The sequence below is a fragment of the Bifidobacterium tissieri genome (genome assembly GCF_002259645.1).
GTDB lineage: Bacteria > Actinomycetota > Actinomycetes > Actinomycetales > Bifidobacteriaceae > Galliscardovia > Galliscardovia tissieri.
In genome coordinates, this window is the sequence record NZ_MWWV01000017.1 from 1 (window position 1) to 13,303 (window position 13,303).

13 protein-coding genes and 1 tRNA gene are annotated in these 13,303 nt (G+C 62.3%); 5 read left to right on the top strand and 9 right to left on the bottom strand.

Annotated features, from left to right (window positions below):
- Both BTIS_RS09635 and BTIS_RS09640 read left to right on the top strand, forming a co-directional pair.
- On the top strand, positions 1–488 hold a 488-nt coding region (locus BTIS_RS09635), incomplete at its 5' end, for an IS3 family transposase (RefSeq protein ID WP_143248932.1).
- Between the two features lie 67 nt (positions 489–555).
- Complete coding sequence (locus BTIS_RS09640; protein WP_143248933.1) at positions 556–942, top strand: Panacea domain-containing protein; 387 nt, start codon at positions 556–558, stop codon at positions 940–942.
- 13 nt (positions 943–955) lie between these two features.
- Here the strand turns inward: BTIS_RS09640 and BTIS_RS09645 are convergent, their stop codons facing one another.
- The 7 genes from BTIS_RS09645 to BTIS_RS09675 all read right to left on the bottom strand — a co-directional run bounded on the left by BTIS_RS09645 (position 956) and on the right by BTIS_RS09675 (position 7,316).
- Complete coding sequence (locus tag BTIS_RS09645; protein WP_094664938.1) at positions 956–1,186, bottom strand: hypothetical protein; 231 nt, start codon at positions 1,184–1,186, stop codon at positions 956–958.
- Positions 1,187–1,345: 159 nt separating this feature from the next.
- On the bottom strand, positions 1,346–2,584 hold the full coding sequence (ispG, locus tag BTIS_RS09650) for a flavodoxin-dependent (E)-4-hydroxy-3-methylbut-2-enyl-diphosphate synthase (RefSeq protein WP_169713086.1): 1,239 nt from the start codon (positions 2,582–2,584) through the stop codon (positions 1,346–1,348).
- 28 nt (positions 2,585–2,612) lie between these two features.
- Positions 2,613–3,851, bottom strand: coding sequence for a 1-deoxy-D-xylulose-5-phosphate reductoisomerase (gene dxr, locus BTIS_RS09655; protein ID WP_094664940.1), 1,239 nt, complete (start codon positions 3,849–3,851; stop codon positions 2,613–2,615).
- Positions 3,852–3,878: 27 nt separating this feature from the next.
- On the bottom strand, positions 3,879–5,588 hold the full coding sequence (locus tag BTIS_RS09660; RefSeq protein WP_094664942.1) for a DivIVA domain-containing protein: 1,710 nt from the start codon (positions 5,586–5,588) through the stop codon (positions 3,879–3,881).
- A 152-nt stretch (positions 5,589–5,740) separates the two neighbouring features.
- Positions 5,741–5,814: transfer RNA gene (locus tag BTIS_RS09665), tRNA-Val, on the bottom strand.
- A 128-nt stretch (positions 5,815–5,942) separates the two neighbouring features.
- Positions 5,943–6,362: a DUF3052 domain-containing protein gene (locus BTIS_RS09670; RefSeq protein ID WP_094664944.1), complete on the bottom strand. Its 420-nt coding sequence runs from the start codon at positions 6,360–6,362 to the stop codon at positions 5,943–5,945.
- A gap of 75 nt (positions 6,363–6,437) precedes the next feature.
- Positions 6,438–7,316, bottom strand: a complete 879-nt coding sequence (locus BTIS_RS09675; protein WP_375137747.1) for a YlbL family protein — start codon at positions 7,314–7,316, stop codon at positions 6,438–6,440.
- Positions 7,317–7,426: 110 nt separating this feature from the next.
- Here BTIS_RS09675 and BTIS_RS09680 point away from each other — a divergent pair, with 110 nt between their 5' ends.
- A complete protein-coding gene (locus BTIS_RS09680) occupies positions 7,427–8,935 on the top strand; it encodes a zinc-dependent metalloprotease (RefSeq protein ID WP_094664946.1) in 1,509 nt (502 codons plus the stop codon).
- 166 nt (positions 8,936–9,101) lie between these two features.
- Here BTIS_RS09680 and BTIS_RS09685 read toward each other — a convergent pair whose 3' ends face one another.
- A complete protein-coding gene (locus BTIS_RS09685; RefSeq protein WP_094664948.1) occupies positions 9,102–10,607 on the bottom strand; it encodes an ATP-dependent helicase in 1,506 nt (501 codons plus the stop codon).
- Positions 10,608–10,660: 53 nt separating this feature from the next.
- Here BTIS_RS09685 and BTIS_RS09690 point away from each other — a divergent pair, with 53 nt between their 5' ends.
- Together BTIS_RS09690 and BTIS_RS09695 are read left to right on the top strand one after the other, a co-directional pair.
- Positions 10,661–12,217 carry a phosphotransferase gene (locus BTIS_RS09690; RefSeq protein ID WP_245819406.1) on the top strand — a complete coding sequence of 519 codons (1,557 nt, stop codon included), beginning with the start codon at positions 10,661–10,663 and terminating at the stop codon, positions 12,215–12,217.
- A gap of 52 nt (positions 12,218–12,269) precedes the next feature.
- Positions 12,270–12,497 carry a DUF3107 domain-containing protein gene (locus BTIS_RS09695; RefSeq protein WP_094664952.1) on the top strand — a complete coding sequence of 76 codons (228 nt, stop codon included), beginning with the start codon at positions 12,270–12,272 and terminating at the stop codon, positions 12,495–12,497.
- Between the two features lie 117 nt (positions 12,498–12,614).
- On the opposite strand, the gene BTIS_RS09700 is transcribed toward BTIS_RS09695, so the two are convergent.
- Positions 12,615–13,265 (bottom strand): vitamin K epoxide reductase family protein, encoded by a 651-nt coding sequence (locus BTIS_RS09700; protein ID WP_094664954.1) that lies wholly within the window; start codon positions 13,263–13,265, stop codon positions 12,615–12,617.
- Between the last annotated feature and the right edge of the window lie 38 nt (positions 13,266–13,303).

The window sequence follows — 13,303 nt, forward strand, 5'->3', positions numbered from 1 at the left end:
ATGAGCTGTGGGTCACCGACATCACCGAGTTCTCGATCCCCGCGGGCAAGGTGTACCTGTCGCCGGTGATCGACTGCTACGACGGCATGCCGGTCGCGTGGACGATCGGCACCAGCCCCAACGCCGCGCTGGCCAATGGGATGCTCGAGGACGCGTGCGCCACGCTCAAACCCGGTCAGACGCCCGTCATCCACTCCGACCGGGGATGCCACTACCGGTGGCCCGAATGGATTCGCATCTGCACGGATCATGGATTGACGAGGTCGATGAGCGCGAGGGGCTGCAGCCCGGACAACGCCGCCGCCGAGGGGTTCTTCGGCCGGCTCAAGCAGGAGTTCTTCCACAAGAGGAGCTTCCAGGGCGTCACGATCGACGAGTTCATTGCGATGCTGGACGAGTACATGGTCTGGTACCGGGACAAGCGCATCAAACTCGAATACGGGATGAGCATCATGGACAAGCGCATCCAGCTCGGGCTCGTCGCCTGAACACATGTGATATCGTTCTGAACGACCATTCAGACAACGAAGTCCAACAAAACGTCACCACCCCCAATTGCAAAAACTGGCATTCTATTCACAAGCGGAATCATTGTCCCGCCATGGTCGTCCTCTTTTTGACGAGGACTTTCAGGCATGGCGTGGCGGGCCCGTATGCAGCCCCCTGTATGCGCAACACCGGGGGAAGTTTCTGATACGCGATGGTGAGCTGAACGGCGATATTGGCGTATTGAACGACAGCGAACGTGCCATCGTGGACTCCGTTTGTCAATCACTGTCGAACCTGACTGGCAATCAGCTCAGCGCTCGAACCCACAGGGAATCGCCGTGGAAGGACGCCCGTAACGGACTGTCCGGTACTGCTCCAAGTAGCACCATAATCAGCAAAAGCTCCATAGCGGAGTATTACCGGAATAATCCCGTCATCTCTGATATTTACTGATCAATTCTCGTCCTCAATCCCAGTATCTGTACCATTGCTCGTTGAACGAGCATGTGGTTGCAGCGGAATCGATGATCTCGCTGCCGGTACCGCCATCGGCCGTGGTGTAGAACAAGTTGATGGCATCGTCTCCTAGGGGCATGGCGGCCACCACCGTAACCGATTGATCCGGCATGATACCGGCAATGGCAACGCCCTGCTTGATGTCATCAAACGTCAACGCCATATCGGTCATATCGTCCATGCCGTTCCTTCCGCCAACTCACCGGATAATTCAACGGTACCCGGTATGACGGCCGGTATGGCGTATTGTCCGGCCTCGGACACGCAACGTATCGTACGGAAACGGCATTTTTATAGTTGCCACCGTCCGCAGTCAGTAATCGTCCGCGGCGATCGACCGTCAGGCGTTGTGGTGCTTGCCGTCGGAGGTGATGGGCACGACGACGGGTTCGGTGCCGTCGAGCGTACGACCTTCGGATTCGGCCTGGTCCTTCATCCGTTCGGCGATCTCGTGGGCCTTGTCGAGCAGGGTGTCGACGATGCGATCCTCGGGCACGGTCTCGATGACCTTACCCTTGATGAAGATCTGTCCCTTGCCGTTGCCGGACGCCACGCCGAGATCGGCTTCGCGAGCCTCGCCCGGACCGTTGACGATGCAGCCCATCACGGCCACGCGGATCGGGGCGGTGATGCCCTTGAGTCCGTCGGTGACGGCGTTGGCCAGCTGGATCACGTCCACCTGCGCGCGGCCGCAGCTCGGGCAGGAGATGATGTCGAAGTGACGTGCGCGCAGACCCATGTATTCGAGCAGCTTGCATCCGACCTTGACCTCTTCCACGGGCGGGGCGGACAGGGACACGCGGATGGTGTCGCCAATGCCTTCCGCCAGCAGTGCGCCGAACGCGAGACACGACTTGATGGTGCCCTGCCATGCCGGGCCCGCCTCGGTGACGCCGAGGTGCAGCGGCCAGTCGCCCTTGGATGCGAGCAGACGGTAGGTCTGCACCATGGTGATCACGTCGTGGTGCTTCACGGAGATCTTGAAGTCGTGGAATCCGACGTCCTCGAACAGTCGCGCCTCCTTGAGCGCGGACGCGACCAGAGCCTCGGGGGTGGGGCCACCGTACTTGGCGTACAGCTGCTTGTCGAGCGAGCCAGCGTTCACGCCGATGCGCAGGCTGATGCCGGCGTCGGTGGCCGCCTTGCAGATGTCGGGACCCACCTGATCGAACTTGCGGATGTTACCCGGGTTCACGCGTACCGCCGCACAACCGGCGTCGATGGCCTGGAACACGTACTTCGACTGGAAGTGGATGTCGGCGATCACGGGGATCGGCGACTTGGCGACGATCGACGGCAGTGCGTCGGCGTCGTCCTGGCTCGGCACTGCCACACGGACGATGTCGCAGCCAGCCTGGGCGAGCTCGCCAATCTGACGGAGCGTGTCGTTCACGTTCGCAGTCACGGTGTTCGTCATCGACTGCACGCTGATGGGCGCGCCGCCGCCAACGGGCACGGGGCCCACCATGATGCGACGGGACTTGCGCCTCGGGTGCAGGGGGGATTCGGCGATGGACGGCTCCCCCGTCTTGCGGAACGGCTTGGCACCGTCCGCGGTCGTGGTGTTCTGTTCGTTCACGGTTACGGTCGTATTCGTTTCAGTCACGTCAGTCACGGTTGTTGTCTATCAGATGATCGGCCAGTCGGCGGGCGGTTTCCTCGAGTCGGCTCATTTCCTCCACGGACTCGAACAGGGGTGCACTCCTCAATTCGGCGTCCATCTCGTCGAGCACCTCGCGAACGGTGTCGACGATGCCGAGGTAGGGCAGTCGATGGTTGAGGAACGCGTGAACGGCCTGCTCGTTGGCCGCGTTGAGAACGGCCGTGTGCTTCTCCGACGCGGACAGGCAATGCCGGGCCAGGCTCACCGCGGGGAAGGTCTCGTCGTCCAGCGGCTCGAACGTCCACTGGGCGGCCTGCGTCCAGTCACACGGTTTGGCGATATCGCCCAGACGGTACGGCGCGGACAGGCCGAGCGCGATGGGCAGACGCATGTCGGGCGGCGACGCCTGGCTGATCGTGGCGCCGTCGCGGAACTCCACCATGGAGTGCACGATGGACTGCGGGTGCACGGTCACACTGATGCGGTCCGGTGGCACATCGAACAGTCGGCTCGCCTCGATAACCTCAAGTCCCTTGTTCATCAGCGTGGAGGAGTTGATGGTGACGACCGGTCCCATGTTCCACGTGGGGTGATGCAATGCCTGTTCCGGAGTGACGTCGGTCAGTTCGCTGCGGTGCTTGCCGCGGAACGGACCGCCGGATGCGGTGACGACGAGTCGTTCCACCTCGCCGTGCGTGCCCGAGCGCAACGACTGCCAGATGGCGGAGTGCTCAGAGTCGACGGGATTGATCTGCTTGGCACGGATCTGCGCGTCGAACAGCAGATGGCCGCCGGCAACCACGGATTCCTTGTTCGCGAGGGCGAGCTGCGATCCGGCCTGCAGTGCGGCGATGGACGGTTCAAGACCGATCGATCCGGTGATGCCGTTGAGCACCACGTCCGCGCCGATGCCGGCGATATCGATGACCGCCTGATGTCCCGCAGTCGTTTCGACCCCGCTTGCCCCTTCTCGGGCGAGCGCCTCGCGAAGGGCGGGCAGTGCGGATTCGTCGTGCACGGCCACGTGACGGACGTGGAACTGCACGGCCTGACGGGCCAGCAGCTCCACATGGGCACCGCCGGCGGCAAGCGCCACGACGTCGAATCGTTCGGGATGCCGTGCGATGACGTCGAGTCCTTGGGTGCCGATGGAACCTGTGGAGCCGAGGATGGCGACGGTGCGATGCCAATCGTCGTTCTCGTTCGGCAGGGTCGGATCGGGGAAATCGGTTGTTGGTGTCATGATCTGTGCACTCCTGTCAGACACGTCCTATCGCGTTTCCTTGTCGTCGTCCGGCGAGGGGAAGGTCAGGTTCGGAATATGGAAGTCCACCGCCGGGATCGAGCTTGTGTCGAGCAGGGTGGAGAAGTAGTCGTCGGGTGCGGATGCGGCGTTCGTTGAATCGGCGGACGTTCCGGTGGACGCAGGGCTCGATGCCGCCGCCGGGGTCTGTGTCGATGCCGTTGCCGCGGCCGGAGTCGACACCGAAGGCGTATGCGGCGTGAATGTCGATTCGACGGGCGAGGTTCCGACGACGCCGGATTCGATGGGCAGATAGCTGGTATGCCGTCCGTGATGGGCCGCGCCGGACTCTTCCGATACGGGTGTGGCATCATATGTCGGATATGCCGGCGCGGTGTATGCGGCGGGTGCGGATTGCACGGGCTGGACCGGTGCAGCCGTTACGGGGGCCGGGGCGGCGTACTGTTCCGATGCCGAAACCGGCTGGGGCTGCGTCTGCGCGTGGAAGAACGGCGGCGTGGATGCCGTTCCGTCGAAAGTGAATTGTGATGCGGCCGGTTCGACCGAACGCGGAATCGCAGTGGTCGGCGTTTCGTTGACCGACGCGGTTGCGTACTGCGCGTTCGTGGGGAACAACGGCGTCGATGTGGGGGCCTGTACCGGCGTCTGGCTTCCCACTGCAGCATTTTCCACCGCGGAATTCATCAGTCCGTTGAGGGATCCGGCAACCGCTGCGGCGGGCGTGTCCGCCGCGGGTGCGGTGTCGGCCAGACCGCTGAAGATCTCGGTTTCCGCCTCACGCAGGTTGGTGAACGAATCGTCGCGCTTGCGCTGCTGTTCCTCGCGCGCCTCGTCCACAACGGGTGCCACGGGGGTCGCGGCAACAGGTGCCGGAGTCGCCGGGGTGATGATCGGAGCTGCGGCGGATGCGGCCACGGTAAGCGGTTCCGGTCCGGACGGGGTCGCCGGGGCCACAGGAGCCACAGGTGCCGAAGACACCGGGAATGCTGGCGCAGGCTGTGCTGGGGTTGCAACGGGTTCGGTTGCAACGGGCTGGGAAGCCGGCAGCGATGCACCACTCGATTGGAACAGCGCGCCTTCCAGACGGGAGAATGATTCGAGCCTCGCCAGCACCTGAATCGCACGATTCAGATAGGCGTCGACCTGACGTTCGCTATATCCACGCTTGCCGATGCGCTGGGTGAAGATGATGTTGGACACGCGGGTGGACGTCAGTTCGGCATCGAGCTTGCGCACGGCGTCGCTTTCGTGTTCCTCGGATTCCCCGAGTTCACGCCTGATCTTGCCGATCACCTGATTGACCAGTCGATCGACCTGCTTGCGATCGTAGGAGGGATGACGGGATGCGCCGGGCTCGAATCGGTCCTTTTCCGGACGGTCGGCACGACCGTAGAGGCTGTGTGCCAGCTGTTCCGTGGCGGCCCTCCATGCCACGCGACCGAAGTGGGTCACATCCCATTGGGTCTGCTTGTCGACCACGGCCTTTTCCAGACGGTTGAGCGCCGCGTCGACCTGGGAGATCACATAGCCGTCCTTTTCCAAGGCGAACGACACGTTCTGGATGTCTTCCTGGCTCATCTTCGGCTCGTCGTCCTCATACAGGGTGTGGGCGCGTTCCAGAAATGCATCCACCTGCCCGACGTCATAGCCCCACTTACGCTTGCCTGCGCGAGCGATCGTCGCGCTATTGCGCTCTGCCGCGGGCTTCCGTGCCATAGTATCGACCTCCTTGGCCGCATGATCATCCGGTTTGACTATAAGCCACCTTACGTGACTGCGCGGTCAATTGCGACGGGCGTTGCCGGCAAAACCGTAGAAAAAAACGCCCGGAAACACAAAGAACCGTTGAATTCTCAACGGTTCAATCGTGGGTGATGAGGGACTCGAACCCCCGACATCCACCGTGTAAAGGTGGCGCTCTAACCAACTGAGCTAATCACCCGATCAGGCATCCACGCACTTCGGCGCGGCATGCCTTAAAAGAATACCATCCCGCCGGACAAAACCGAACATTGTCCACGCTCGCATGTCCGACGGGGATGTTTTCCACGTGTTACATGGTATTGCGGACTACTGCCGTCCCTTGCCGAAGGCACGCAGACGAACGGCGTTCCAATCGGAATTCAGCGTCTGCGGAGTGGCGGCGTTCATGCCGGAAGTCTTTGCGGCGTTCTCAATGGTGGTGGCGGCAGCGGCTCCCTCACGGCCAGGCTTCGGAGTGAGCACCCAGAAGGGGCCACCCTCGTTCAGCACATCCACTGCATCCATGATCGTATCGGACAGCGCATCCTCGTCATCGCCGTCACGCCACCACAGGATCACACCGTCGACAGGGGAATCATAATCCTCGTCGACCAAATCCTCGCCGGTGACGGATTCGATGCTTTCACGCACGGAGTCGTCAACGTCGTCATCCCATAGCCACTCCTGGACGATATCGCCGGAATGGAACCCAAATACGTCAGCCTCTTGCCTAGTAGTTTCAACCACGAGAACAGCATAGCAACATACGACGAACAATGCGGTAACGAATCGGCGCGACACGAACGGGGTTGTCGACCATGATCATCCGACCGTGCAATGCGGAAGGGTATCCCCCTTGCCCTGACCGATCTTCACCAGCGCCTCGTACGCATCCGCAAGCGTGTCGACACGTACGTCGCGAATGCCGTCGGGCACGTGGCCGACCACCTCATCGCAGTTGTCCTTCGGGGCGAGGAACCACGTGGCACCGTCGCGTTTGGCGCCGATCATCTTCAGTCGGATGCCGCCGATGGGACCGACCTTGCCCTTGTCGTCAATGGTGCCCGTGCCGGCGATCGTCGCCCCACCTGTCTCGTCCGCCTCCGTCAGTTTGTCGATCGCGCCGAGCGTGTACATGAGTCCCGCCGAAGGGCCACCGATCTCGTCGACGTTCATGGAAACCTTCACATTTGAGGTGTCCATTCCTTGAGACGACAGGAACGCGAGCGCCTGCGACGAGGCCGAATCCTGCGCGCCGGTCATCTCCTGCTTCGCGTTGTCCGTGTACTCCTTGACGCTCTGTCCCGGCGGGATCACCGCCTCACGGGGCAATACTCCGGCCTGGGGATTGAACCATGCGACCAACACCTGCGCATTGACGGCCGGGGAGTTCACGCCGTAGCTGTTGACCGTGGTCAGCAGCAGCTTTCCCGAGTCCTTATACGTCTTGGCACCCGAAACCACGATCATCTGCTCGGCCTTGCCGTTCTCCACCGTGACCGTGCCAAGCACATCACGCGTGGGGCCGGGACCTTCGGTCACGAACGCGCTGGGCATGCACAGCATGACGATGCACAGCAGGGCACCGACCAGCCCCAGGTGATACCGCAGTCCACGCCATTCGAGGCCAACATACGACGCAGCACGCTTCACCATGGTGCTTAGCGTGAACTTGCCGTGTCTGAAGTGCATGTTCGGCATACCTCCAATACTATGGATGAAAAGACTTCCCGAATGCCTAGGGTACCCGGGCTGTCTTGACGATAATGGCCCCGGCGCACATCACGCGCCATGCGAATGATGGTGAAGGTATGGAAGACAACGAATTGCATCAGTGGCTTATCGAGGCCTTCGGCCCGATTCAGGGAGAGATGGCATGGAAGCAGTTCTCGTCACTGCCGGATTCGATTCGTGAGCAGATCATGAGTCAGGGCGTGGAAGGCCTGCCCAAGCCGTCCGAGGTACGCTCCCTGGCCGAGGCGCTCACCGCCGGTGGTCTCAACTCCGTGGGGGACGTGCACCGCACGATGGAGGAGGGACCCATCAACGTCAAGCTCGCCCAATCCATCGCCCTGAACAAGACCCGCGACGCCGGATCGCAGACCATGGTCAGCGCCGAGGACGGCGCCGCAGCCCGCCGCGCACTCAGCGAGGCGAACCTGTGGCTGGACTCCGTGATCGAATTCGACCCGGTCAAGGGGCAGCCCGACGTGCTCACCCGAAGCGAATGGGTGGAGAAGACACTGCCGTCATGGGCGTCGTTCGCCGCCCCGGTTGCGGAATCCATGAACGACGCGCTCGCCGCCGTACTCACCGAACGACTGGGCGGTGCGCTGAACGGCGAGATCTCCGGCATGTTCGCCGGTCCGGTGCCGATTCCGATCCCCGATGATCTCAAGGACCCGTCCACGCTGATGAAGCTGCTGGGCAACACGTCGTTCGCCATGCAGCTGGGCGGTGCCGCCGGCAACCTGTCCACCGAAGTGCATGGCAGCTTCGATCAGGGCATCGCCTTGCTGAAGAATCCCGCCGGGGCGCTGATTCCCGAGAACATCACGGCGTATGCCAAGGAGCTGGAGATCGACCGCAACGAGGTGATGAGCTTCCTCGCGCTGCATGAGGTGGCCCATGCCCGTCTGTTCGCCTCCGTGCACTGGCTCATGCCGCGCTTCGAGGCGCTGATCGGCAAGTACGCGCGCGGCATCTCCATCGATCTGGATGCCATGGAGGAACAGCTGCGTGAGGCGGAGACGATGAATCCCGAGTCGATCGCCGGAGCGGTGAACCTGACCAAGGTCGGCCTGTCCGACACCCCGGAACAGCAGGAGGCCTTGGCCGGATTGGAACGCCTGCTCGCTTTGGTGGATGGCTGGGTGGATTGCGTGGTATGGCGCGCCGGCATGGCGCACATCCCGCATATCGAACAGCTGCGCGAGATGATGCGCCGCGAGCGCGCGGTGGGCGGACCCGCCGAGCTGACCTTCGAATCGCTGCTGGGACTCAAGCTGCGTCCCAAGCGTCTGCGCGAAGCGGCCGATGTCTGGGAGTCGATCACGTTCGCCGAAGGTTCCGAGGGACGCGATGGCAAGTGGAGTCACCCCGACTTGCTTCCCGCGCTCGTCGACAAGCCCGCAACGGACGCTGCCGAGTCCGGCGATGGTTCCGATGATGCCGGCGCGACCGCGGGCGGTTCCGATACGAAGATCGATTGGGATGCCGAGCTGAGCAAGCTGCTTGACGAGGACAGCGGCAAAGACGACGGCGATCCTGACGACAACGCCCCCAGCGCCAATGACGATCCGTCCGACAACGACAAGTAGTCAACACAGGCGGTCGTGACCGTATTCCGGCATTGGCATTCGAAAACGACGATTAATATCACCGGATATCATCTCACCAGAATGGGCTGGTGTTCCGCCATTGTCGCGGAACACCAGCCCATCGTCATATTCGCCTTCCCTCCTATCGCGGGAAAACTCGGGAAGACTATCGTAGGAACCGGCTTGGCGTACGCCGCTGTCCGCTGGCGGCCTCCTTGCCGTAGGCGAAGGACACGTCGACGGTGTCCTCGCCGCGGGTCACCGCCACATAGAACAGTCGGCGCTCCTCCTCAAGCAGCGCGCCGGCGGACGGCGAGCCAAACGGCATCAGTCCTTCAGAGCATCCGATGATGAACACGTGCTTCCATTCCAGGCCCTTGGATGCGTGGATCGTGGATATGCTCACCTGACCGGCCCGACGCGCCGTCAGATCATCGGCGGCTGCCTGCGCGGCGGCGGATGACGAATCGATCAGCGTGGCCTCGGTCTGCGCATACTCGGCACGGATGCGCGAATGAATGCCGAGCTTGCCGAGCGCGGTACGGATCAGCGGCCCCTGCGCGTTGATGCGCATGAGCACGGCCACATCATTGGGACTCACTCCCCTGTCGATCAGCGCGGCGATCCGTCGGGCGACGCTGGTCGCCTCTTTCTCGTCATTGTCATACGCGGTGACCATCATGCGTCGGCCGGTGTCACGGCCGGAATGAAGCACCAGATAGTCGCGGGCCTGCGGAGAGGCGGACAGCACGCGATTCGCATAATTGACGATCTGCGGCGTGGACCGGTAATCGGTATCCAACCGGACGTCGGTGCATGGTCTGCGCCACTCCTGTGCGAAATGCAGCAGATAGTGACTGGTGGCTCCGGCGAACGAATAGATGGTCTGTGCGGGATCGCCCACCACGCACAGCGAATCACGCCCGCGCATCCACAGATTCAGCAGACGATGCTGCAACGGGGATACGTCTTGATACTCGTCCACGGTGATCCAACGGATCCGTGAGCGAATCGAGGACGCCTCCGGGTCGAACCGTTCGAGAACATGACAGGTCATGAGCAGGATGTCGTTGAAATCCATCTGATTGCGACCGGTCTTCTCCCGCTCGTAGGCCTCGATCACGTCGGCCATGGCATCCGGTTCGAGCCCGGCCGGCGGCTGCCGATGCGTGGCGGCGCACACGCGCGCATAATCCTGCGGCGCGATCAGCGACACCTTGGTCCAGTTGATTTCGGCGAGCAGGGCGCGAACCGTGGCGGCGTCGGGTTCGGCCTGTCCGCTCACCCGTGTCAGCGCGATCGTGGCCAGCTGTCTGGGATCCGTGACGATCGACGGGAAGTATGCGTCGCTCAGATCGGGCCAGACGCGCCTGAGCTGATGAAGTGCGGCCGAGTGAAACGTGGCGGCCTTCACCATGGGCACGCCGAGCGCGGCAAGTCGGGAGCGCATTTCGGTGGCCGCTTTGACGGAGAACGTGACGGCGAGCGTACGCATCGGATCCCATTGGTCCGTCGCGCATGCGTAGGCGATGCGTCGGGTGATGGTGCGTGTCTTGCCGGCGCCCGCACCCGCGATGATGCGCACGGGCCCTTCGATGCTCGTCGCCGCGGCCAGTTGGGCCTCATCAAGCCCTTCGAGGATTTTCTCGCCATTCGTGTTCACACGTCCCATTCTGTCAGGTTTCCTGACCGAATTGAACGCCATCGTGCATTAGAGTGGAAGACGTGAGTAAACGTTCAGTATTTACCTTGGCGGCTCTGGCGTCCGCAGCCATGCCCGAATTCGCCGTGGCCAGCACGCGCGAATCCGAGCAGTACCTGCTCTCCGGTCCGGACGATATCGACGTCGCCGTGGTAACCGATACCGCAGGCCGTGAATTCGACGTCAGCGTGTCCAGCAGCGACACCGGCAAACAACTGCTGACCTCCCGCGCCAAGGCATCATCGGCGTTGATCCGCGCCAAGGAGCCGGCGGGGCTCGGCTTCGCACTGGAACGCACCGTCGCGTTCCAGCCCGGCGAGAACGATCGTGGCCCCACAGGATCCACCGCCGTACTGATCACCATGCACAACGATGGTGCCGCCACGCCGCTTAGCCAGCTGACCGAAAGCCAGTGCGTATCGGTGGGTACCGCCATTGGCGCCATCCACCGTCTTCGCCCCGCCTTTCTTGAAAAGGAAGGCTATCCCGTGTATTCCGCCGCGCAGATCCGTCAGCAGCTGGTGGCGTGGATCGCCCGGCTCAAGGAGGCCGGTCACGTGCCGGACGAGATCACGTCGAGCTGGGAGCGCATCGTATCCACCGAAGGCCTGTGGTCCTTCCGTACCTGCCCGGTCCACGGTGGGTTCGACGACGGCGACATGATCTTCTCCAGCACCGGACTGAACGCGATCTACCGCTGGAGCGACATGCAGGTCAACGATCCCGCCCGTGATCTGGCCTGGATCTTCGACAAGCTCGATTCCAAGCGCCGCAACAACGTACTGTCCGCCTACGCGCGTCTGATCGGCTCCCGTCTGGATGATCTGATCATGCTTCGGGCCAGTCTCTGGCTGCAGATGGAGCAGGTGGGCGAATTCATCCGCGCCCTCGACCGCGCCGACAACGACAGGATCCTCGAATTCAAGGCCCATGTGGAGCGGCTTGCACACCAACTTTCCGTACGCACCTCCAAGGCGAACGCATCCAAGGGTCGGAATGGACGCAATCCGTCGACGATTACGGTGGGCACATTGCTTGATGATGGCGACAGCCGCAACGACGGTCGAACCAATCGTGATGACGACCGTCGCGTCAGCGAATCCACCAAGCCTCATCAGACGATCCCCGACGAGATGTCTCCCGCCCCCGCCGCTATTTCCCCGGTCTCGGACCGCTGGCGGCGTGACGACGAACATGCGGCGACGAACGAATCCGCCGGCGCTCGATTCCAGCCGCACACATCGCCACAGCGCGTGGAGTCGAACACCATTCCCGTGGAGCCGCCGAACACGCAGTCCAATGACGAGGAGACCATGGCGTTGCCCAAGCTCAGGCCCGAGGACTTCGACGATGACGGCAACCTTGTGGACACCAATCGTGCCGCAACGGAAACGGATTCACAGGAGACCACCGGGCAGACCACCGATACCAAGTCCAACAAGGAACAGGAACGCCCGGCAGGATACGTCTCGCTCATCGACAAGGACAGCGTGAACGCGGCGTCTGACGATGACTCCTCGACTGACGCCCAGAGCGAAGATGCGGACGGCTCGACCGGAGAACAGCAGTCTGCTCGCTAGAATCCCCTAGTAGCGAAACGTTCGCATATCCACAATTCCAAGGAGGAATCACATGGACGTTGAAATCGGCATCCGCAACGTGGCCCGCGCGGTCAATTTCGCCACCGACAAGTCGGCCGACGAAGTCAGCGACGCGATCAGCAAGGCCGTGGCAGACGGCACCGTGGTCGATCTGACCGACACCAAGGGCCGTCGCATCGTCGTCCCCGGCAGCGCCATCGGATACGCCATCGTCGGATCCGAAACCTCTCATCCGGTTGGTTTCGGCGCTCTGAACTAGCAGGGCAACTCGGCCACATACGGAAAACGGCTCTCCTCATCACGAGGGAGCCGTTTTCTCGTTCTCCGCTCCGCTCCCATCCAAGAAATCGGAGCACGAGCCGAACCATTACCACCGTCAGAACAGTGCGGGTCCTTCCTTGACCACGATGATCGCGACCAAAGCCAGCACCCACACCACGTCGACCATGAGATCGGCGTTGAGACGATAGTACGTATCGAGGCCACGACGCAACGATCCGAATCGTCCATCCAGCCTCGGCAGATCCTGCACCACCACGCTCGCATGCGTCAGGGCCATGAACTGGATCGTGGTGGAGAACATGAGTATCAGGCACCACGGGCACAGCGCGTGGATCACGAACACGGACTGCGTGAACAGCCAGTACGCATATGCCAACGCGGCCAGACCTCCCAGCCACGTGCACACGGCGAACCAGCGCGGTACGATCACGCGTGCCAGACCGATCACGGCTACGGTGATGAACACCGCCTCGGCGGCGATGCCGAAGAACGCATTCGGATAACTCAATCCGTTGAATTTGATGATCTCCGCCTGCCAGCTCTGCGCCACGGTGGAGCAGGAGACCACCGCGTTGAGATCGCAATCGAGCTTGGTTCCCGGGTCACGAGCGAGCTGCAACGTCTCCGCCGACAACACGAACGAAACGACGAGCGCCACCGCGGATGCCAGCAGCATGATCAGATACGTCCATCCGGCCGTATGGCGACGTCCCTGAGGCGCGCCAAGATATTCGTTCTCACCCATGTCGATGGTTCCCCTTGTATTTTGCCATCACAAACGAC

What these genes read in the sequence shown, in the direction of transcription:
- dxr (WP_094664940.1), bottom strand. Translation starts at nt 3,851, where the DNA reads ATGACACCAACAACCGATTTCCCCGATCCGACCCTGCCGAACGAGAAC.
- BTIS_RS09695 (WP_094664952.1), top strand. Translation starts at nt 12,270, where the DNA reads ATGGACGTTGAAATCGGCATCCGCAACGTGGCCCGCGCGGTCAATTTC.
- BTIS_RS09645 (WP_094664938.1), bottom strand. Translation starts at nt 1,186, where the DNA reads ATGGACGATATGACCGATATGGCGTTGACGTTTGATGACATCAAGCAG.
- BTIS_RS09685 (WP_094664948.1), bottom strand. Translation starts at nt 10,607, where the DNA reads ATGGGACGTGTGAACACGAATGGCGAGAAAATCCTCGAAGGGCTTGAT.
- BTIS_RS09660 (WP_094664942.1), bottom strand. Translation starts at nt 5,588, where the DNA reads ATGGCACGGAAGCCCGCGGCAGAGCGCAATAGCGCGACGATCGCTCGC.
- BTIS_RS09680 (WP_094664946.1), top strand. Translation starts at nt 7,427, where the DNA reads ATGGAAGACAACGAATTGCATCAGTGGCTTATCGAGGCCTTCGGCCCG.
- BTIS_RS09675 (WP_375137747.1), bottom strand. Translation starts at nt 7,316, where the DNA reads ATGCCGAACATGCACTTCAGACACGGCAAGTTCACGCTAAGCACCATG.
- BTIS_RS09700 (WP_094664954.1), bottom strand. Translation starts at nt 13,265, where the DNA reads ATGGGTGAGAACGAATATCTTGGCGCGCCTCAGGGACGTCGCCATACG.